The sequence below is a fragment of the Frigoribacterium sp. PhB116 genome, assembly GCF_004364285.1.
Taxonomy (GTDB): domain Bacteria; phylum Actinomycetota; class Actinomycetes; order Actinomycetales; family Microbacteriaceae; genus Frigoribacterium.
In genome coordinates this window covers 282974-299617 of the sequence record NZ_SOBE01000002.1, presented here as the reverse complement: position 1 = coordinate 299617, position 16644 = coordinate 282974, and the positions used below count along the sequence as shown (strand labels likewise).

Here is a 16644-nt window from a genome sequence, read left to right as displayed (position 1 = left end):
CCATGACGCAGAAGTCCCTCCTCGTGGTCGGCGGCACCGGCCAGATCAGCGCCGCGTGCGTGCGCGAGGCGCTGCGCGTCGGCTGGTCCGTCTCGGTGCTCAACCGCGGCAGCACCGCCAGCCGCCCCCTCCCCGACGAGGTCGAGTCGATCGTCGCCGACGTCCGCGACGAGGAGGCGCTGGTCACGGCCCTGGCAGGCCGCAGCTTCGACTCCGTGGCCGACTTCCTGACCTTCACGCCCGACGAGCTGCGCACGATGCTGCGCGCCGTGGTGCCGCACGCCGACCAGTACGTGTTCATCGGCTCCGCCTCCACGTACCAGAAGCCGCCCGCCGCGCTGCCGATCTCGGAGTCGACCCCTCTGTTCAACCCGTGGTCGCCTTACGCCCGCGACAAGATCGCCTGCGAGCGGCTGCTGCGCGACGAGCACCTCGCAGGCCGGGTCCGCGCGACCGTCGTGCGCCCCTCGCACACCTACGACCGCACCCACGTGCCGCTGCTCGGCGGCTGGACCGTCGTCGAGCGGATGCGTCGCGGAGCCCCCGTCGTGCTGCACGGCGACGGCACCTCGATGTGGGCGATGACCCACGCGGACGACTTCGCGCGGGCGTTCGTCCCGCTGCTCGGCGCCCCCGAGGCGTCGGGCGAGGCGTTCAACATCATGTCGTCCGAGCTGCTCACCTGGAACCAGATCGCGCGCTGCCTCTCGGACGCGGCCGGCGGGTCGCTGCACGTCGTCCACCGCACGACCCACGACCTGGTCGCGGAGGCGCCCGAGTGGGACGCCGACCTGCGCGGCGACCGCAGCCACCCCGCCCTGTTCGACTCGTCGAAGGTCCGCGAGGTCGCCGTCGGCTGGGAGCCGCGCGTGCCCTTCGCCGAGGGTGCCCGCCAGATCGTCACCTGGCACGACGCCGACGCGTCGCGACGCGTGGTCGACCCCGAGGTCGACGCCCTCTACGACCGGCTCGCTGCAGGCTGACGGGCCGACCGGCCCCCTCTGCCGTTCGGACGGCGGGCGGGTCCGTCGTGGGCGGGCCGTCGTCACCGCCCGTTGCCGACGAACTCGACCGGTCTCGCGGGCCCTGCCTCGGCAGTGCTCAGAAGCGCGTCAGCCAGGTGCCCTCGACCACCGGGGGCTGCTCGCGGACGGCCGTGCCGCCGCGCACGAGCGAGAGCTCGCGCCACTGCGACAGCGTCGTGCAGGGGTGCGAGACGCCGAGGCGCACCAGGTCGCCCACAGCCAGCCCCGAGGAGGCGCCCAGCCGGAGGAAGGCGTGCTGGTCGTTCAGGGCGGTCACCACGGCACCCTCGAGCGCTCCGTCGAGGCGCGTCGCCGACGTGTCGTCCGTGCTGCCTCCTGCGGTCGGCCGCCAGGCGTCGAGGGGCAGGGGCAGGCCCTCGTCGTCGGCCGTGTCGCGTCTCCCGACGTTGAGCAGGGCGAGCCCGGGCTCGGGGCGGGAGATGACGCTCGCCCAGAGCTCGATCGCGGGCAGGAACGACTCGCGGCCCGTGGCGCCGTCGATCGGCGGGGTCGTGTCGCGGGCGAACGGCGTGAGCCGGCGGTAGAGGTCGTGGTCGTGCGCGACGTACGAGCCCGAGCGGAGCACGACGCGCGTCCGGGGCCCTCGTTCGCCGTCCGGGTCGTGCCGCTCGGCGAGCACGGCGACGACGCGCTCGAAGTAGACGCTGCCGCCCGCGCTCACGACGACGTCGCCGCCGCCCGCCAGCCAGGGCTCGAACGCCGCGAGGTCGATCGCGTCGAGCAGCTCGAGCACCGTGCGCAGGTAGTCGTCGATCATCTCGATGCCCGCGGGGTCGACGTCGTGCGTCAGGGCACCCTCGTAGCCGGTGACGCCGGCGAGGACGAGGTGCGGCGCCGCGACGACGGCGTCGACCACGGCGAGCGCCTCGGCGACGGTGCGGGCCCCGGTCCGGCCGACGGGCGAGCCGATCTCGACGAGGACGGCGAGGGGCGACACGGCCGCGTCAGGGTCCGCAGCACGGGAGGCGTCGGCGGGGCCCGAGGTCCGCGCGGCCGCCCGCGCGAGCGCCTCGTCGGCGAGCCGGACGGCCGCGACCGAGTCGACCCACATCAGCACGCGCGTGGACCCGGGGTCGGCCGCGAGGGCGACGAGCGCCTCCTCGGAGAAGGTCGTCCCGGCCAGCACGACGTTCGGCACGTCGGACTCGCGGGCCACCGCCGCCTGGAACGCCGTCGCGACGGTGATGCCCCACGCGCCCGCGTCGAGCTGCCGCCGCCAGATGTCGGGCGACATGGTGGTCTTGCCGTGCGGCGCCAGGTCGACGCCGGCCGCGCGGCACCACGCGGCCATCGTGTCGACGTTGTGCTCGAGGGCGTCGAGGTCGACGGTGAGGACGGGCGTGGGGAGGCGGAGCAGCGGCACCGGCCGGCGCTCGCTCGCGAAGGTGGCCTTGGACGTCTGCACGGGGTGTCCTCTCGTCGTGGAGCGGGGCGGTCTCCCGATAGCTTTGCAGGGGTGACGGCGCGACCGTGCGCCGTCCACAGCCACCGCCTCCTCGACGGGGAGGCCACAGCCCCACGACACCACCACCGACACAGAAGAGAGGCCCCCTGTGAGCGACAAGACCCAGGTGATCACCACCGGAGCCCCCACCCCCATGCCGATCTTCTCGCAGGGCGTGCTGAAGAACGGGTTCCTCGCCGTCTCCGGCCAGGGCCCGCAGGACCCGGCGACGGGCGAGTACCTGTTCCGCGGAGACCTGACGGCCCAGACCCTGCGCACGCTCGACAACGTGAAGGCGATCGTGGAGGCGGCGGGCGGCACCGTCGACGACGTCATGTCCCTGCGCGTGTTCCTCACGCAGCGCAGCGACTTCGCCGAGATGAACGCGGCCTACGAGACCTGGGTGCGGGCGAACGTCACCAGCGGCGTCTTCCCCACCCGCACGACGATCTTCGTCGAGCTGCCGAACGAGGCGATGCTCGTCGAGATCGACGCACTCGCCGTCCTCGGCTGAGCCGCCCGCAGCGGCGGCGGCGGCAGCAGCAGCGACAGCGACAGCGACAGCGACAGGCGTCAACGCCGATCCAGCCGCCTACGCGCCCGTGAGCACCGCCGTGCGGCGGAGCCAGGTGTCGTCACCGAGCTGCGCAAGCATGAAGCGGGCCACGTCGGCGCGCGTCACCTGGGTCGACGCCCCGTCGGCCAGGTGCTCGGACGCCACGACGTCTCCCGTCGCGGGGTCGTCCACGAGGCGCGTGGGGTAGACGAGGGTCCAGTCCAGGCCGCTGGCGCGCACCTGCGCGTCGGCCGCCTCCTTCGCCTCGTAGACCTTGCCGAGCACCGTGTGGAAGAAGATCTTCTGCAGGGCGCTGGCGTCGCCCTCCGAGTCGCCGACCCCGAACGCCGAGCAGACGACGAGCCGGCGGACCCCCGACGCCTGCATCGCGGGCAGCAGCGCCTCGCCCACCTCGACCTCGACGGGGTGCCGCACGCGGCGGGAGCCGACCGCGTTCAGGACGGCGTCCTGTCCCACGACCGCCTCGGCCACGTCGTCGGCAGACGTGGCGTCGCCGACGACGACGCGCACCCCGTCGACGTCGGCGTCGTCCAGCGCCGCGTCGTCGCGCACCAGCACCGTGACCTCGTGACCGGCGGCGAGCGCCTGGCGCAGCAGGTGCGACCCGACTCCCCCGGTGGCTCCCAGCAACAGCAGCTTCATGGCGTCTCCTCGTCGTCCGGCGCGCGCCGAGTCGGGTGTCGGCGAGCTGTGGTCGAGCGAACACCCCCGGGCAGTGTCGTGGCCGTGAACGTCAGGCGAGCCCTGCGAGCCCTGCGAGCTCGCCGGCGACGAGCTCGCCTGCGACCCACACGCCGCGCACCCCCGACGGCGGGCACCGCGGCTCCGCGTACGTCGCCCGGTCGGCGTACGCGACCGGGTCGATGAGCTGCAGGTCGGCAGCCGCCCCGGGCACGACCCCCACGGGCGTCGAGGAGGTGCCGGTCCGGAAGCGGCGGTGCGCGGCGACGCTCATCCGGTGCACCGCCTCCTCGCGGGTCAGCACCGCCAAGGGCCCGGTGCCGCCGTACACGTCGAGCAGCCGGGCGAAGGTGCCGTACAGCCGAGGGTGCACGGTGCCCGACTCGCGCGGAAGCCCGTCCGAGCCGACGAGCGTGTGCGGCCAGGCGAGGGCGGTGCGCATCCCCTCGAGGTCGGTGTGGAACACGATCACGGTCAGCGCGCCCCGCTCGGCGAGGACGAGGTCGGCGAGCACCTCGCGCGGGTCACCGCCGAGCTCGGCGGCGATGTCGGCGACGCTGCGCCCCTCGAGCCCGGCGTTCTCCGGCCGCGCGAAGCCGGCGAGCAGGATGCGCGCAGGTCCGATCGCCGCCCACTGGTTCTCGAGCGCCGTGCCCGGCCAGGGCTGCTCGAGGCCGGCGAGCACCGCGGCCCGGGCGGTCGGGTCGCCGAGTGCCTCGAGCAGGCTGTCGACCCCGCAGTCGGCCGTCGAGGGCGGGAACAGCGACGCCACCGTCGTGCTCCCGGCGTCGTAGGGATAGACGTCGGCGCTGATGTCGAGCCCCTCGGCGCGCAGGTCGTCCAGGTGCTCGACGACCGCGCCCATCCCGCCGACGTTCCGCGGCCCGGTCACCTTGAGGTGGCTGACGTGCACGCGAGCGCCCGACTCCCGGCCGAGCGACGCGAGCTCGTCGACGGAGGCGCGCAGCCCGTCGGCCTCGTTGCGGACGTGGGCGACGAGCAGGCCGTCCCTGGCCGCGACCTCGCGGGCGATCGCGAGCAGCTCGGGCCGGTCGGCGGCGTCGCCGGGCGCGTACATCAGGCCCAGGGAGACGCCGAGCGCACCGGCGTCGAGTGCGTCGCCGACCTTCCCCGCGATGCGTGAGGTCTCGCTTGCGTCGGCAGGCCGCCGCGCCATGCCGAGCACGGAGGCGCGCACCGGGGCGTGCGGCACGAGCGCCCTCGCGTGGATGCCCAGCGGTTCGCGGGCGAGCGTGTCCACGTAGTCTCCGAAGGTCGCCCAGCGCCGGTCGGGGAACGGGCCGAGCACCGGCAGGGAGTACTGCTCGAGCGACCGGTCGGGCGGGTCGCTCGGCCGGGACGGCGGCGGCGCGGACGGCGCGACGCCCTGGCCGCAGTTGCCGACGATCGTCGTCGTCACGCCCTGCGCCGTCTTCGGCCCGATGCCGCCGGGGCGGAACAGCGCCGCGTCGTCGTGCGCGTGCACGTCGACGAACCCGGGCAGCACCTCGAGCCCGTGGGCGTCGACCACCTCGACGCCTGCGACGGAGCCGGAGCCCGAGCCCGAGCCGGAAGCGAGCGCCGAGGAGGCGCGACCCGCCTCGACGACGGACGCGGCGGCCCCGGGTCCCACGGCCGCGACCACCCCGTCGCGCACGACGACGTCGGCGACCTGCGCCGCGCCTCCTCGACCGTCGTGGACCGTCGCCCCGACCAGCACCAACGTCGACACGGAGCTCTCCTCACTCAGGAACGGGCGGTCGCGCGTTCCTGATCAGTGCACGACTCAGGACCCGCGCTCCCTCCCTCGCGCGGATCAGGACCGAAGTTCCTGAATGCGGAGAGGGAGGGCGCGGACGGCTCAGGCGATGTTGGCGGTGACCGAGGCGATGTAAGCGGCGCGGTCCTCCCGCGAGGCCGGCCGGCCGGGCACGCCGGGACGCGTCTGCCACGGCAGCGGACCCGACGCCCGGTGGTACTCGACCCCCGCCGCCTCGAGGCGCAGGAGGTGGTGGTCGAGCCGCGCGGAGAAGCCCGCGAAGTCCCGCGGCGCGTCCGACCAGAGCACGTCCGCCACCGCGCAGAGGCGAGGGAACACGAGGAAGTCCACGGTGCGGGGCGAGTCCATGTGCTCGGTCCAGACGTTCGCCTGGCCGCCCAGCACGTGCCGCGCCTCCTCGGCGGTCAGCTCGGCCGGGACGGGCTCGAACGCGTAGACGTCCTCGAGGCCGAGCACGATCGAGACGGGGATCGGCTCGTCGGGCGAGTCGGACTGGCGGTAGTCGAGGTACACCTGGTCGTCGGGGCAGGCGACGACGTCGTAGCCCAGCCGGGCGGCGGTCACCGCTCCGGTCATGCCTCGCCAGGAGGCGACGGTCGCGCCGGGCGACATGGGTCGGGCGCCGTCCGGACCGTGCCCCTCGCGGCTGTGTCCTTCGAGGATCTCGTCCCAGCCGAAGGTGCGGCGGCCCGCGGCGGCCACGTGCTCGTCGAGCTGGCCGATGAACCAGGCCTGCAGCTGTTCCTCGTCGGCGAGGCCGCGCTCGCGCATCAGCTCCTGGGTGCGGGGGTCCGCCTCCCACTGGGCCTTCGGGCACTCGTCGCCGCCGACGCCGATCCAGGTGCCGGGGAACAGGCTCATCACCTCGGTGAGGACGTCCTTGTAGAAGTCGACGGTCGACTGCTCGGTGTTGAGGACGTCCTCGAAGATGCCCCACTCGGTGCCGACCGCGATCTGCCGCGGCTCGGGCACGGGAAGCCCGCCGACCTCGACCGCGCCGACCCCGAGGTGCGGGTAGGCGGTGATGGCGGCCATCGAGTGGCCCGGCACGTCGACCTCGGGCACCACGGTGACGTGCCGCGCGGCGGCGTACGCGACGACCTCGCGGATGTCGGCCTGCGTGTAGAAGCCGCCGTGCGGACGGCCGTCCTGCACGGCGTCGGGGCCGGCGCCCACCTGCGACGACGCACGCCAGGCTCCCACCGTCGTCAGCCGGGGGTACTTCACGATCTCGATGCGCCAGCCCTGGTCCTCGGTCAGGTGCCAGTGCAGCGTGTTGAGGCGGTGCATCGCCATGAGGTCGACCAGGCGCATGACGTCGTGCGTCGGCATGAAGTGCCGCGCCACGTCGAGGTGCATGCCGCGCCAGCCGAACCGGGGCGAGTCGGCCACGTCGACGGCGGGCACCGACCACTCGACGCCCTCGACGAGCGAGCGACGGAACACCTCGGGCGGCAGCAGCTGCCGCAGCACCTGCGCGCCGTAGAAGACGCCGGCGGCCGAGCCGCCCGTGATGCGGACGCCGGCCGGGCGCACCTCGACCCGGTAGTCCTCGTCGTCGAGCGCGGGGTCGAGGTCGAGCGAGATGCCGGCGCCGTCGCCGTCCCCCTCGCGCAGGGGCAGCCCGGTCGCGGGCCGCAGCACGGACTGCAGCCAGGCGACCGTGCCGGCGAGCTCGTCGGGCGCCGAGACGCGGGTGGCGGAGTCGAGCAGGTACGCGCCGGAGGCGGTGGCCAGCTGGTCGACACGGGGCAGCAGCAGGGGGTCGGTCACGGTTCTAGCCCTTCACGGCACCGGCGGACATGCCCGACACCAGGTTGCGTTGGATGATGACGAAGAAGACGACGACCGGCAGCGAGAACAGCACGCTGGCCGCCATCTGCCCGCCGGAGTCGGTACCGGTGTTCTGCGAGACGAACGACGCGAGCCAGACCGGCAGCGTGTACATCGACTGGTCCTTCATGAAGGTGTAGGCGATGATGTAGTCGTTCCAGGCCGCGATGAACGCGAAGATGCTCGTCGCGATGACGCCCGGCGCGACCAGCGGGAACAGGATGCGGGTCAGCACCTGCCAGGTGTTCGCCCCGTCGAGCTGGGCCGCCTCCTCGATCTCCATCGGGATGGCCACGAAGAACCCGCGCATCACCCAGATCGAGAACGGCAGCACCGTCGCGATGTACGCCAGCACGAGGCCCGCGTAGGTGCCGAGCAGTCCGAGGCTGTTGAAGATCAGGAACAACGGGATGAGCAGGGCCGTCGTCGGCAGCATCTGCACCGCGAGGATGACGATCATGATCGTGCGTCGCCCGCGGAAGCGGAACCGCGAGAGCGCCGCGGCGGCGAAGAACCCCAGGATGATCGCGAGCAGCACCGTCGCGACGACGACCACGGCGCTGTTGCGCAGGTTCACGAGGAACCCGCTCTGCGTGATCGCGACGACGAAGTTGTCGAGCGTCGGGTTCTGCGGCAGGAACAGCGGTGTCGTCGTCATCGACTCCGACCGCGGCTTGAAGGCGGTGTTGACCATCCAGTAGACGGGGAAGATCCACACGGCGCTGAAGAGCACCGCGAGCGAGTTGCTGAACCAGCGGGGCTTCTTGCGACGACGTGACCGGCGGACGGGCGTCGCGCCTCCTGCGGTGCCGTCGGAGGAGCCCGGGGCAGGGCTCGCGGAGGCGGAGACGGCCGAGTCGGCAGCGGCTGCGGTCTCGGAGGGGCCGTCGGTCGCCGAGGCGCCGACTCCGGTGGGGACTGTCGTGGTCACAGGTCTTCTCCCGAGCGGATCAGGTTGCGGATGTAGAACGCGGTCAGGCCGAGCAGCAGCAGGGTGGTGACGACCGAGATCGCGGCGCCCTGTCCGATCTCGAAGCCGACGAACGCCGTCTTGTACATGAAGACGCCCAGGGTCGACGTCGCGTCGTCGGGGCCGCCCTGCGAGACGAGCCAGATCTGGTTGAAGACGTTGTAGTCCCAGATGATCGAGAGGATCGTCACGAGCAGCAGGGTCGGCTTGAGGAACTGCAGGGTGACGTCGCGGTACACGCGCCACTCGCCGGCACCGTCGAGACGGGCCGCCTCCTTGTACTCGGGCGACACCTGCGTCTCGGCGGCGTAGAGGGTCAGCGCGATGAAGGGCACCGCCTGCCAGACGATCAGCATCCAGATCGAGGTGTACGACAGCAGGGGGTCGTTCGACCACTGCGTGTCGGTCATGTCGCCGAAGACCCGCAGCTGCGTGAGCATCCAGTTGACGACGCCGTAGCCCGGCTGGAACAGCCAGTTCCAGACCAGCGAGGAGGCGACGTTCGGCATCGCCCACGCGAAGATCAGCACGACCGTGACGACGTAGCGCATGCTCGTGTGGATCCGCGTCAGCAGGTGCGAGACGCCCATGCCGATGACGACGCTGCCGGCGACCATGGCCGCGGTGAACAGGACCGTGCGGAGCAGCGACCACCAGAAGTCGCTGTCGGTGAAGAGCGTGACGTACTGCTGCAGGCCGACCGACTCGTAGGCGCCGGTGAACAGGCTGCGCTGGTCGTAGTTCGTGAACGAGGTGAAGACCAGGAACACGATCGGCGCGACCATCACGACGAGCAGGACGATGCCCGCCGGGCTCAGCAGCCACAACGGCGCGAGCTGGCGCTTCTTCCTCGGCCGCGGGGCCGGGCCCTCGGGGGCGTGCTGGCGGGGTGGGAGGGGCGGCGCTGTGGTGACGGCCATGGCTGCTTCCTGGATCGGGACTCAGAGATCGGGTCGAGCGGAGATCGGGTCGAGCGGAGGAGCTGGTCGAGTGGGGTGGTGCCGGCCGGGCGGCGCACGTCCTGCTCGTGCGTCGCCCGGCCCTGCGGCGTGGAGCCGCTTCCTGGGGGGACTACTTGTTCAGCGCGTCGTCCGTCGAGCTGTCGAACGCCTCGGCGGCAGCCTCGGGCGACTTGGTGCCCGATGCGATGCTCGAGAAGAGCTCGTTGATGCTGCGGTCGCCCTCGAGAGCGGCCCAGTTGCCGCTGGCCGGGGTGGCCTTCGAGTTCAGCGCCGCCGTGAAGAAGCCCTCGTCGATGTCGCTGAGGGTGCTCTGCGCGGCCTCGATGCCGTCGGTGCTGTTGGGGATCCAGCCGTCGTTGCCGTAGACCCAGTCGTTCTGGATCTCGGGGCTCGCGGCGATCTTCACCCACTGCAGCGCCAGCTCGCTGTTCGCGCTCTTCGCGGCGATGCCCCAGTCGGAGCCGCCGAGCATGACGGGCTGCGAGTCGCCCGACTTGCCGGGGAACGGGAACGTGCCGAAGTCGTCGTCGGTCAGGGCCGGGTTGAACTCCTTGATGAGGTCGATCTTGCCGTTGGTGCCGAGCACGGCGCCCGTCTTGCCGTCGGCGAAGACCTGGTTCTGGTCGGGCACGTCGGTGTCGAGCGTCTGCGAGGCGCCGGTCGAGTACGAGTTCTGGAACTCCTGCCAGTCCTCGAGGCCCTGCTGTGCCTCCGGCGAGCTGAAGCCGGCCTCCCACGAGCCGTCGTCGCCCTGCGTGGCGATCTCTCCGCCGGCGTCCCAGACGAACTGCATGCCCGCGTACCAGTACTCGCCAGGCGTGTAGAAGGGCGAGTAGTCGCTGGCCGGGTTCGCGGTCTTCAGCGCGTCGAGGTCGGCGGTGAGCTCGTCGTAGGTCGTGGGCTCGTCGGTGATGCCGGCGGCCTCCCACTGGGCCTTGTTGTAGATGACCGCGCGGGCTCCGGCGAAGCCGGGGACGCCGTACAGCGAGCCGTCGACCGTGGCTGGCTCCTCGAGGCCCGTGAGCCACTCCTGGCCCTGGGCGATGTCGTCCGCGTAGTCGCTCAGGTCGAGCAGGGCGCCGTTCTCGGCGTAGCTCGCGACCTGGGTGTTGCCGAGGTCGAGCACGTCGGGCGGCGTCGACGTCGCGAGCGCGGTGCTGATCTTGGTGGTGATGCCGTCCCACTGCTGGGTCTGGACGTCCACCTCCGCACCGGTCTGCTCGGTGAACTCGTCGTTGATCGCCTTGATGGTCTCGTCGGTGTAGTCGCCCGTCATGACCCAGACGGTCAGCGTCTCGCCGTCGCCCTTCGTGGTGGGCACCGTCTGCGGGCCGTCGCTGCTGCCGCCTCCTGCCGTGCCCGCACTGGAGCAGGCGGTCAGGGCGAGTGCGGCCGTGAGGCCGAGGGCCGCGACCGCTGTGTGACGTGTCATTCGCATTGTGTCTCCTCGTGGACGGGGCGGCGGTGCCGCGGGGTGCTGCTGGGAGTGATGGTGGTCGTACAGGTGCGTGCGGTGTTGGTGCGGGTGGTGCGGTCTGTGGTGGATCGGGCGGCGGCAGCGCCTGGGGAGGGGCCGCCGGGGCAGGACCAGCGCGCCGTTCGGCCACGCGCCGTCACGAGACGCCCAGCTCGGCCGAGAGCACGAGGGAGGCGGCGCCGAGCACGGCCAGGTCGCGGTCGTCGCCCGCGTAGCGGAGGACGAGCCCCTGGCCGACGGCCGCGAGCGTGCGGGCCCTGACGGTCTCGACCGCCGCGCGCAGCAGCACGCCGTCGAGCAGCTCACGGGGCCCGGAGAGCACGACCTCGTCGAGCCCGAGGGCGCTCACGACGGGGGCGAGCACGAAGCCGAGGTCGCGCCCCGCGGCGTGCAGCACGGCGCCGCGCGAGCCGGGGTCGACGGCGAGGAGGCGGGCCGACAGCCCCGGTGCCGCGAGCGAGACCTCGAGGCAGCCGCGTCGGCCGCAGGCGCACACGTCGCCGGCCTCGTCGACCGTGACGTGCCCGATCTCGCCGGCCGAGAAGCGGTCGCCCTCGACGAGCGCTCCCCCGACGATGAGGCCCACGCCCACGCCGTGCTCGATGGTGATCACCATCAGGCTGCGGGACGGATCGCGCTCCGGGTCGCCGAAGGTGTGCACCCCGAGGGCTGCCAGGTTCGCGTCGTTGCCGACGTGCACCGGCACGCCCGTGCGTGCGCTCAGCCGGGCCGCGAGCGGCAGGTCCCACCAGCCCAGGTGCACCGCCGTGCGCACGACGCCCTGGTGGTCGACGATGCCGGGCGTTCCCACCCCGACGCCGAGGAGGCGCGTGGTCGTCAGCGAGGACAGCTCGTCGACGAGGCGCTCGGCCAGCGCCACGGCCGCCTCGCCCGTCGCCCCGTCGATGTCGACGCTGGCCCGGCCGACGACCTCGCCGCGGACGTCGACGACGGCGCCGGAGAACCGCTCCGCCGACGAGAGGTCGAGCGCGAGGATGTGGAACGAGTCGGGCCGGATGCCGACGAGCGTCGCCGGCTTGCCGACCCGGGAGTCGCCGCGCAGGCCGAGCTCCGCCACGACCCCCTCGTCGACCAGCTCCTGCACGATGCCCGAGACGGTCGGCCGGGTGAGCCCGCTCTCGCGGGCGAGGTCGGCGCGGCTCATCGAGCCCTGGTGCCAGAGGGTCTGCAGCACGAGCGAGCGGTTGCGGGCCCGGGTGTGCTGCGGCAGCGACTTGGCGGTCACCCGCAGGGTCGAGGAGGCGCGCTCCGCGACCGCAGGAGCGGCACCGGCACCGAGGGCGGCGACGCCGGCGGCACGGGGGGCGGCTGCTCGGGGCACGGTCGCCTCCTCTCGTCTCGGGCGTCGCCGACCGGGGCCTCGAGAGGCGTGCGCCGTCTCGTGGTGCGAGACGGGCCCGGCAGCGTTGCCGTTTAGTAAAAATGCCTTACAAACACGTTGTCAAGGCTGGTGCGGTGAGTTTACGAGCAGGAAACACGGCTGGTCAATACCCGAAACGAGCCCGAGATCTCAAGGGTCTCGTGCTTGCTGCCGTCCGGTTAGTAAGCTTTACTAACACCCATGAGCAGGCCCGTCCCCGCCTTCCCCGGCGTCGTCGTGACGCCCGTCCTGGTCGCGAGCGGGGCTCCTCGCCGCGACCGCGCCGCGGCGTCGGAGCCGTGCCCGTGAGGCTGGGCCTCGACATCGGCGGGACGAAGATCGACGCCGTGGCCGTCGCCGACGACGGCGCCCGGTCGCCCCGGCCCGTGCACCGCGTCCGGCTCCCCTCGGGCTTCGGCACCGACGAGGTGCTCGACAACGCGGTCGAGGCCGCGCGGCGCCTCTCGGCGCTCACCGGCGTGCCGCTCGGCCGTCTGGCGTCGGTCGGCGTCGGCGTGCCCGGCGTCGTCGACGCCACCACCGGCAGGGTCGGCCACGCCGTCAACCTCGGCCTCGTCGACACGGCGCTCGGCGACGAGCTGGCCCGCCGCCTCGGCGTGCCCGTCCGGGTCGAGAACGACGTCAACGCCGCGGCGCTCGGCGCGTGGCACGCGATGTCCCTGCAGGGCTCGATCGCCTACCTGAACCTCGGCACCGGCCTCGCCGCCGGGCTGGTCCTCGACGGTCAGGTCCGCCGCGGCGCGCACGGGGCCGCGGGCGAGATCGGCCACGTCCCCGTCGACCCGGCCGGCGCCTGGTGCGCGTGCGGACAGCGCGGCTGCCTCGAGACCGTCGCCTCGGGGTCGGCGGCGGCCCGGCTCTGGCCGACCACCGCCCTGCACCCGGCACGCGCCCTCCTCGACGCGGCAGCCGACGGCGATCACCTGGCCGTGCAGGCCCGACGCACCCTGGTCGACGGGGTCGCGCAGGCCGTCCGGCTGCTAGCTCTGACGGTCGACGTGCAGACGATCGTCGTCGGCGGCGGGATGAGCGCGCTCGGCGACGAGCTGATGGGGCCGGTGCGCGAGGCGCTCGCCCACCAGGCCGCCGCCTCCTCGTTCATCGCGTCGCTCGACCTCGCCTCGCGGCTCGTGCTGCTGCCCGCGGGCCTGCCCGCCGCCGCCGTCGGGGCGGCCATGGCAGGTGCGCAGGCCGATCTCGTCCCCGTCGCCACCCTCAGCTGACGCTTCCTCTTTCTTCCTCCCTCTCCCTTTCCTCCTCTGCTCCGCCGTGAACCGGCAGGAAGTGCTGCCCGGGCCTTCCCGAGAAGCACTTCCCGCCGGTTCACCGGGCCGACCGACGGCCAGCCAGCCGACCGGCCGACCCGGCCGGCCGGCCGGGCGGGCCTCAGCCCCGGCGCGCGAAGCGCAGGGTGACGATCTCGAACGGGCGCAGTGTCAGCTCGACGGGCTCCCCCGCGGCCCAGCGCGCGGCGCCGGGGACGTTGGCTCCGTCCACCCCGAGCTCGCGCTCGTGCAGGTCCGTCCTCCAGGCTGCGCCGAGCCCGGCCGACGTGTCGACCTCGATGGTCGACGCGGCCCTCGACCCCCTCGCCTCGTAGAGGCGGACGACGAGGTCGCCCGTGCGGTCCTCGGCGAGCTTGACCGCCTCCACCACGACCGCCGGCGACGACGACGACACGAGCGGGGCGACCGGGACGCCGCTCCCGGCGACCGTGCGCAGCGGCAAGTTCAGCCGGTAGCCGGCCGACAGCGCGTCGACCACGTCGGGCGCGACGCGCACGGTCGACCGCAGCACGTGGCGGCCCTGGTCGGCGTGCGGGTCGGGGAACACCGGCGCCCTCAGCAGCGACTGCCGCACGAGCGTGGTGGTGCCGCCGTCGTCCCGGGTCGAGCGCGTGACGTCGTGCCCGTACGTCGAGTCGTTCGCGACGGCCACCCCGAAGCCCGGCTCGGCCACGTGCACCCACCGATGGGCGACCGTCTCGAACCGCGCGAAGTCCCACGAGGTGTTGGAGTGCGTGGGGCGCTGCACGTGCCCGAACTGGACCTCGGACGCCGCGCGGTCGGCGTGCACGTCGAGCGGGAAGGCCAGCTTCAGCAGCTTCTGCCTCTCGTGCCAGTCGACCTCGGTCACCAGCTGCAGCTCCGCCTCGCCCTCCTCGAGGGCCCAGCGCTGCACGATCGTCGACGTGCCGGTCGTCCGCGTCACCACGAGCGACACCCCGTCGACCTCGACCGACACAGCGTCGACGAGGTCGGTGCGGGCGTTGGCGTAGACGGCGTCGATGTCCCACGCGTCCCACTGGTTCGGAGTGTCCCGGAAGATCTGCAGCAGTCCGAGCCTCGCGCCGGGAGCGACGAGATCACGCCCGGACGTCGAGTCGACGAGCGACGAGACGAGGCCGTCGGAGTCGAAGACCGCCCTGACGAGCCCGTTCGAGAGCACCCAGCCGTCGCCGTCGGCGTCGAGCACCACGCCGGTCGCCGTCGAGCCGGCCGCTGCGCCGCCGCTGCTGCCGACGACCGCTGCGGACGACGCGGCCACCCCGCGGTGCGGGACCGGGCCGGCGTTGAAGGCGACGGCCACGTCGCCTTGCCCGGCCAGCACCTCCTGCGCCCTGGCCGTCAACGCACCGAGCTGCTCGGCGACCCGGGCGTAGTTCCGCTCGGCGTCCTGGTGCACCCAGGCGATGGACGAGCCGGGGAGGATGTCGTGGAACTGCAGCAGCAGGACGGTCTGCCAGAGCTCGTCCAGCTCGTCGTGCGGGTAGTCGAGCAGACCCCGGACGGCCGCGGTGGCGCACCACAGCTCGGCCTCGCGCAGCAGGTGCTCGCTGCGGCGGTTGCCCTGCTTCGTGCGCGCCTGCGAGGTGTACGTGCCCCGGTGGAACTCGAGGTACATCTCGCCCGACCAGACCGCCGGGTCGGGCATCTCGTCACGGGCCTGCGCGAAGAAGGAGGCGGGGGTGCCGACGGTCACGCGCGGCGAGCCCTCGAGATCGGCGGCCCGCCTCGCGGCGGCCATCATCTCGCGGGTCGGCCCGCCACCGCCGTCGCCCCAGCCGAACGGCACGATCGAGACGTTGGAGACGCCCTTCTCGCTGTACTCGCGCTCGGCGTGTGCCAGCTCGACCGCCGAGAGGTCGGAGTTGTAGGTGTCGACCGGCGGGAAGTGCGTGAAGACCCGACTCCCGTCGATGCCCTCCCACAGGAACGTGTGGTGCGGCATCCGGTTGGTCTCGTTCCACGACTCCTTCTGCGTGAAGAACGAGTGGGCGCCGGCCGCGCGGGCGATCTGCGGCATGGCGCCCGTGTAGCCGAACGAGTCGGGCAGCCAGACCTCGTCGCACTCGATCCCGAACTCGCGCCGGAAGAAGGCGTGGCCGGCCACGAACTGACGGGCCAACGCCTCGCCTCCCGGCATGTTCGTGTCGGACTCGACCCACATCCCGCCGACCGGCACGAACCGGCCCTCGGCGATCTTCTCCTTCATGCGGGCGAAGAGGTCGGGGTAGCGCTCCTTCACCCACGCGTACTGCTGGGCGCTCGAGGCGGCGAAGACGAAGTCCGGGTCCTCGTCCATCAGGGCGACGACGTTCGAGAAGGTGCGCGCCACCTTGCGCTGCGTCTCGCGGACGGGCCAGAGCCAGGCCGAGTCGATGTGCGCGTGGCCGGTCGCGACGACGCGGTGGGCGCTGGCGGCGGCCGGCGATGCGAGCACACCCGCGAGCGCCTCACGCCCGAGGACCGCGGACCCGGCGACGTCGTCGTGGTCGACGACCTCGCACGCCCGCTCGAGCGCGCGCAGGATCTCGTGTCGCCGTGGGGTGCCGGGGTCGAGGGTCCGCATCAGGCCGAGCAGCGTCCAGATGTCGCGGTCGAGCTCCCACACCACGGTGTCCCTCTCGGCGAGGTCGAGGGTCCGGAGCGTGTAGATGGGTGCCGTCCCCGCGGTCGCCTTGTCGCCCATGGGCGTCTCGAGGTAGAAGAAGTTGCCGCCGACGTCGGGGTTCGACGCCGCCTCCACGAAGAACTCGATCGGCGCCCCCGGCGAGGCCGAGCCGCCCACCAGCGCCAACGGCACGTATCCGTTGTACGGCTCGATGGCCTTCACGAGCGTCCCGTCGCGACGCCAGACGAGTCCCTCGGCCTGGAATCCGGGCTGACGTGTGCTGAAGCCCAGGTCGACGACGGCCTCGAGCGCCGTGGCCGGGTCTGCACCCCAGCCCTCGGGCACCACGCCCGTCACCCGGAACCAGGTGGTGCCCCACGGCCGGCTCCACGGCGTGCCGGGGACGAAGGGCACGAACTGCTGACGGACGGCCTCGGCGAAGGGCACGGGCTCGTCCGGCACCTCCCACGCCTCGACGGTGAGCGGCGCGGCGCGGCGGTAGATGTTCGGCGTGATCCGGTCGAGGACGAAGCGGTCGATGCGGGCCTCGACGAGGGCGGTGTTGTCGTGCATGGGGA

12 protein-coding genes are annotated in these 16644 nt (G+C 72.9%); 3 read left to right on the top strand and 9 right to left on the bottom strand.

Annotated features, from left to right (window positions below; genetic code table 11):
* Positions 1 to 2: 2 nt before the first annotated feature.
* The gene (locus tag EDF20_RS07810) at positions 3 to 983 is read left to right on the top strand and encodes an NAD-dependent epimerase/dehydratase family protein (protein ID WP_133738285.1); all 981 of its coding nucleotides are present in this window, start codon (positions 3 to 5) and stop codon (positions 981 to 983) included.
* A 118-nt stretch (positions 984 to 1101) separates the two neighbouring features.
* Here the strand turns inward: EDF20_RS07810 and EDF20_RS07805 are convergent, their stop codons facing one another.
* Positions 1102 to 2451 (bottom strand): alanine racemase, encoded by a 1350-nt coding sequence (locus tag EDF20_RS07805; protein WP_166644779.1) that lies wholly within the window; start codon positions 2449 to 2451, stop codon positions 1102 to 1104.
* A gap of 148 nt (positions 2452 to 2599) precedes the next feature.
* On the opposite strand from EDF20_RS07805, the gene EDF20_RS07800 reads away from it, so the two are divergent.
* Positions 2600 to 3004 carry a RidA family protein gene (locus EDF20_RS07800; RefSeq protein WP_123547776.1) on the top strand — a complete coding sequence of 135 codons (405 nt, stop codon included), beginning with the start codon at positions 2600 to 2602 and terminating at the stop codon, positions 3002 to 3004.
* A gap of 78 nt (positions 3005 to 3082) precedes the next feature.
* Here EDF20_RS07800 and EDF20_RS07795 read toward each other — a convergent pair whose 3' ends face one another.
* The 7 genes from EDF20_RS07795 to EDF20_RS07765 form a co-directional block, all read right to left on the bottom strand.
* The gene (locus tag EDF20_RS07795) at positions 3083 to 3709 is read right to left on the bottom strand and encodes an NAD(P)-binding oxidoreductase (protein WP_133738283.1); all 627 of its coding nucleotides are present in this window, start codon (positions 3707 to 3709) and stop codon (positions 3083 to 3085) included.
* A gap of 91 nt (positions 3710 to 3800) precedes the next feature.
* Positions 3801 to 5480, bottom strand: coding sequence for an amidohydrolase family protein (locus EDF20_RS07790; protein WP_166644778.1), 1680 nt, complete (start codon positions 5478 to 5480; stop codon positions 3801 to 3803).
* 129 nt (positions 5481 to 5609) lie between these two features.
* A complete protein-coding gene (locus EDF20_RS07785; protein WP_133738281.1) occupies positions 5610 to 7301 on the bottom strand; it encodes a beta-N-acetylhexosaminidase in 1692 nt (563 codons plus the stop codon).
* A 4-nt stretch (positions 7302 to 7305) separates the two neighbouring features.
* Positions 7306 to 8292 (bottom strand): carbohydrate ABC transporter permease, encoded by a 987-nt coding sequence (locus EDF20_RS07780; protein ID WP_208292608.1) that lies wholly within the window; start codon positions 8290 to 8292, stop codon positions 7306 to 7308.
* A complete protein-coding gene (locus EDF20_RS07775; protein WP_123547772.1) occupies positions 8289 to 9251 on the bottom strand; it encodes a sugar ABC transporter permease in 963 nt (320 codons plus the stop codon). The genes EDF20_RS07780 and EDF20_RS07775 overlap by 4 nt, the downstream gene beginning before the upstream one ends.
* 151 nt (positions 9252 to 9402) lie before the next feature.
* The gene (locus EDF20_RS07770) at positions 9403 to 10725 is read right to left on the bottom strand and encodes an extracellular solute-binding protein (RefSeq protein ID WP_208292607.1); all 1323 of its coding nucleotides are present in this window, start codon (positions 10723 to 10725) and stop codon (positions 9403 to 9405) included.
* Positions 10726 to 10906: 181 nt separating this feature from the next.
* The gene (locus EDF20_RS07765; protein WP_133738279.1) at positions 10907 to 12112 is read right to left on the bottom strand and encodes an ROK family transcriptional regulator; all 1206 of its coding nucleotides are present in this window, start codon (positions 12110 to 12112) and stop codon (positions 10907 to 10909) included.
* Positions 12113 to 12456: 344 nt separating this feature from the next.
* On the opposite strand from EDF20_RS07765, the gene EDF20_RS07760 reads away from it, so the two are divergent.
* On the top strand, positions 12457 to 13395 hold the full coding sequence (locus EDF20_RS07760) for an ROK family protein (protein WP_208292606.1): 939 nt from the start codon (positions 12457 to 12459) through the stop codon (positions 13393 to 13395).
* A 163-nt stretch (positions 13396 to 13558) separates the two neighbouring features.
* On the opposite strand, the gene EDF20_RS07755 is transcribed toward EDF20_RS07760, so the two are convergent.
* On the bottom strand, positions 13559 to 16639 hold the full coding sequence (locus EDF20_RS07755; protein ID WP_133738277.1) for a glycoside hydrolase family 38 C-terminal domain-containing protein: 3081 nt from the start codon (positions 16637 to 16639) through the stop codon (positions 13559 to 13561).
* Positions 16640 to 16644 lie beyond the last annotated feature (5 nt).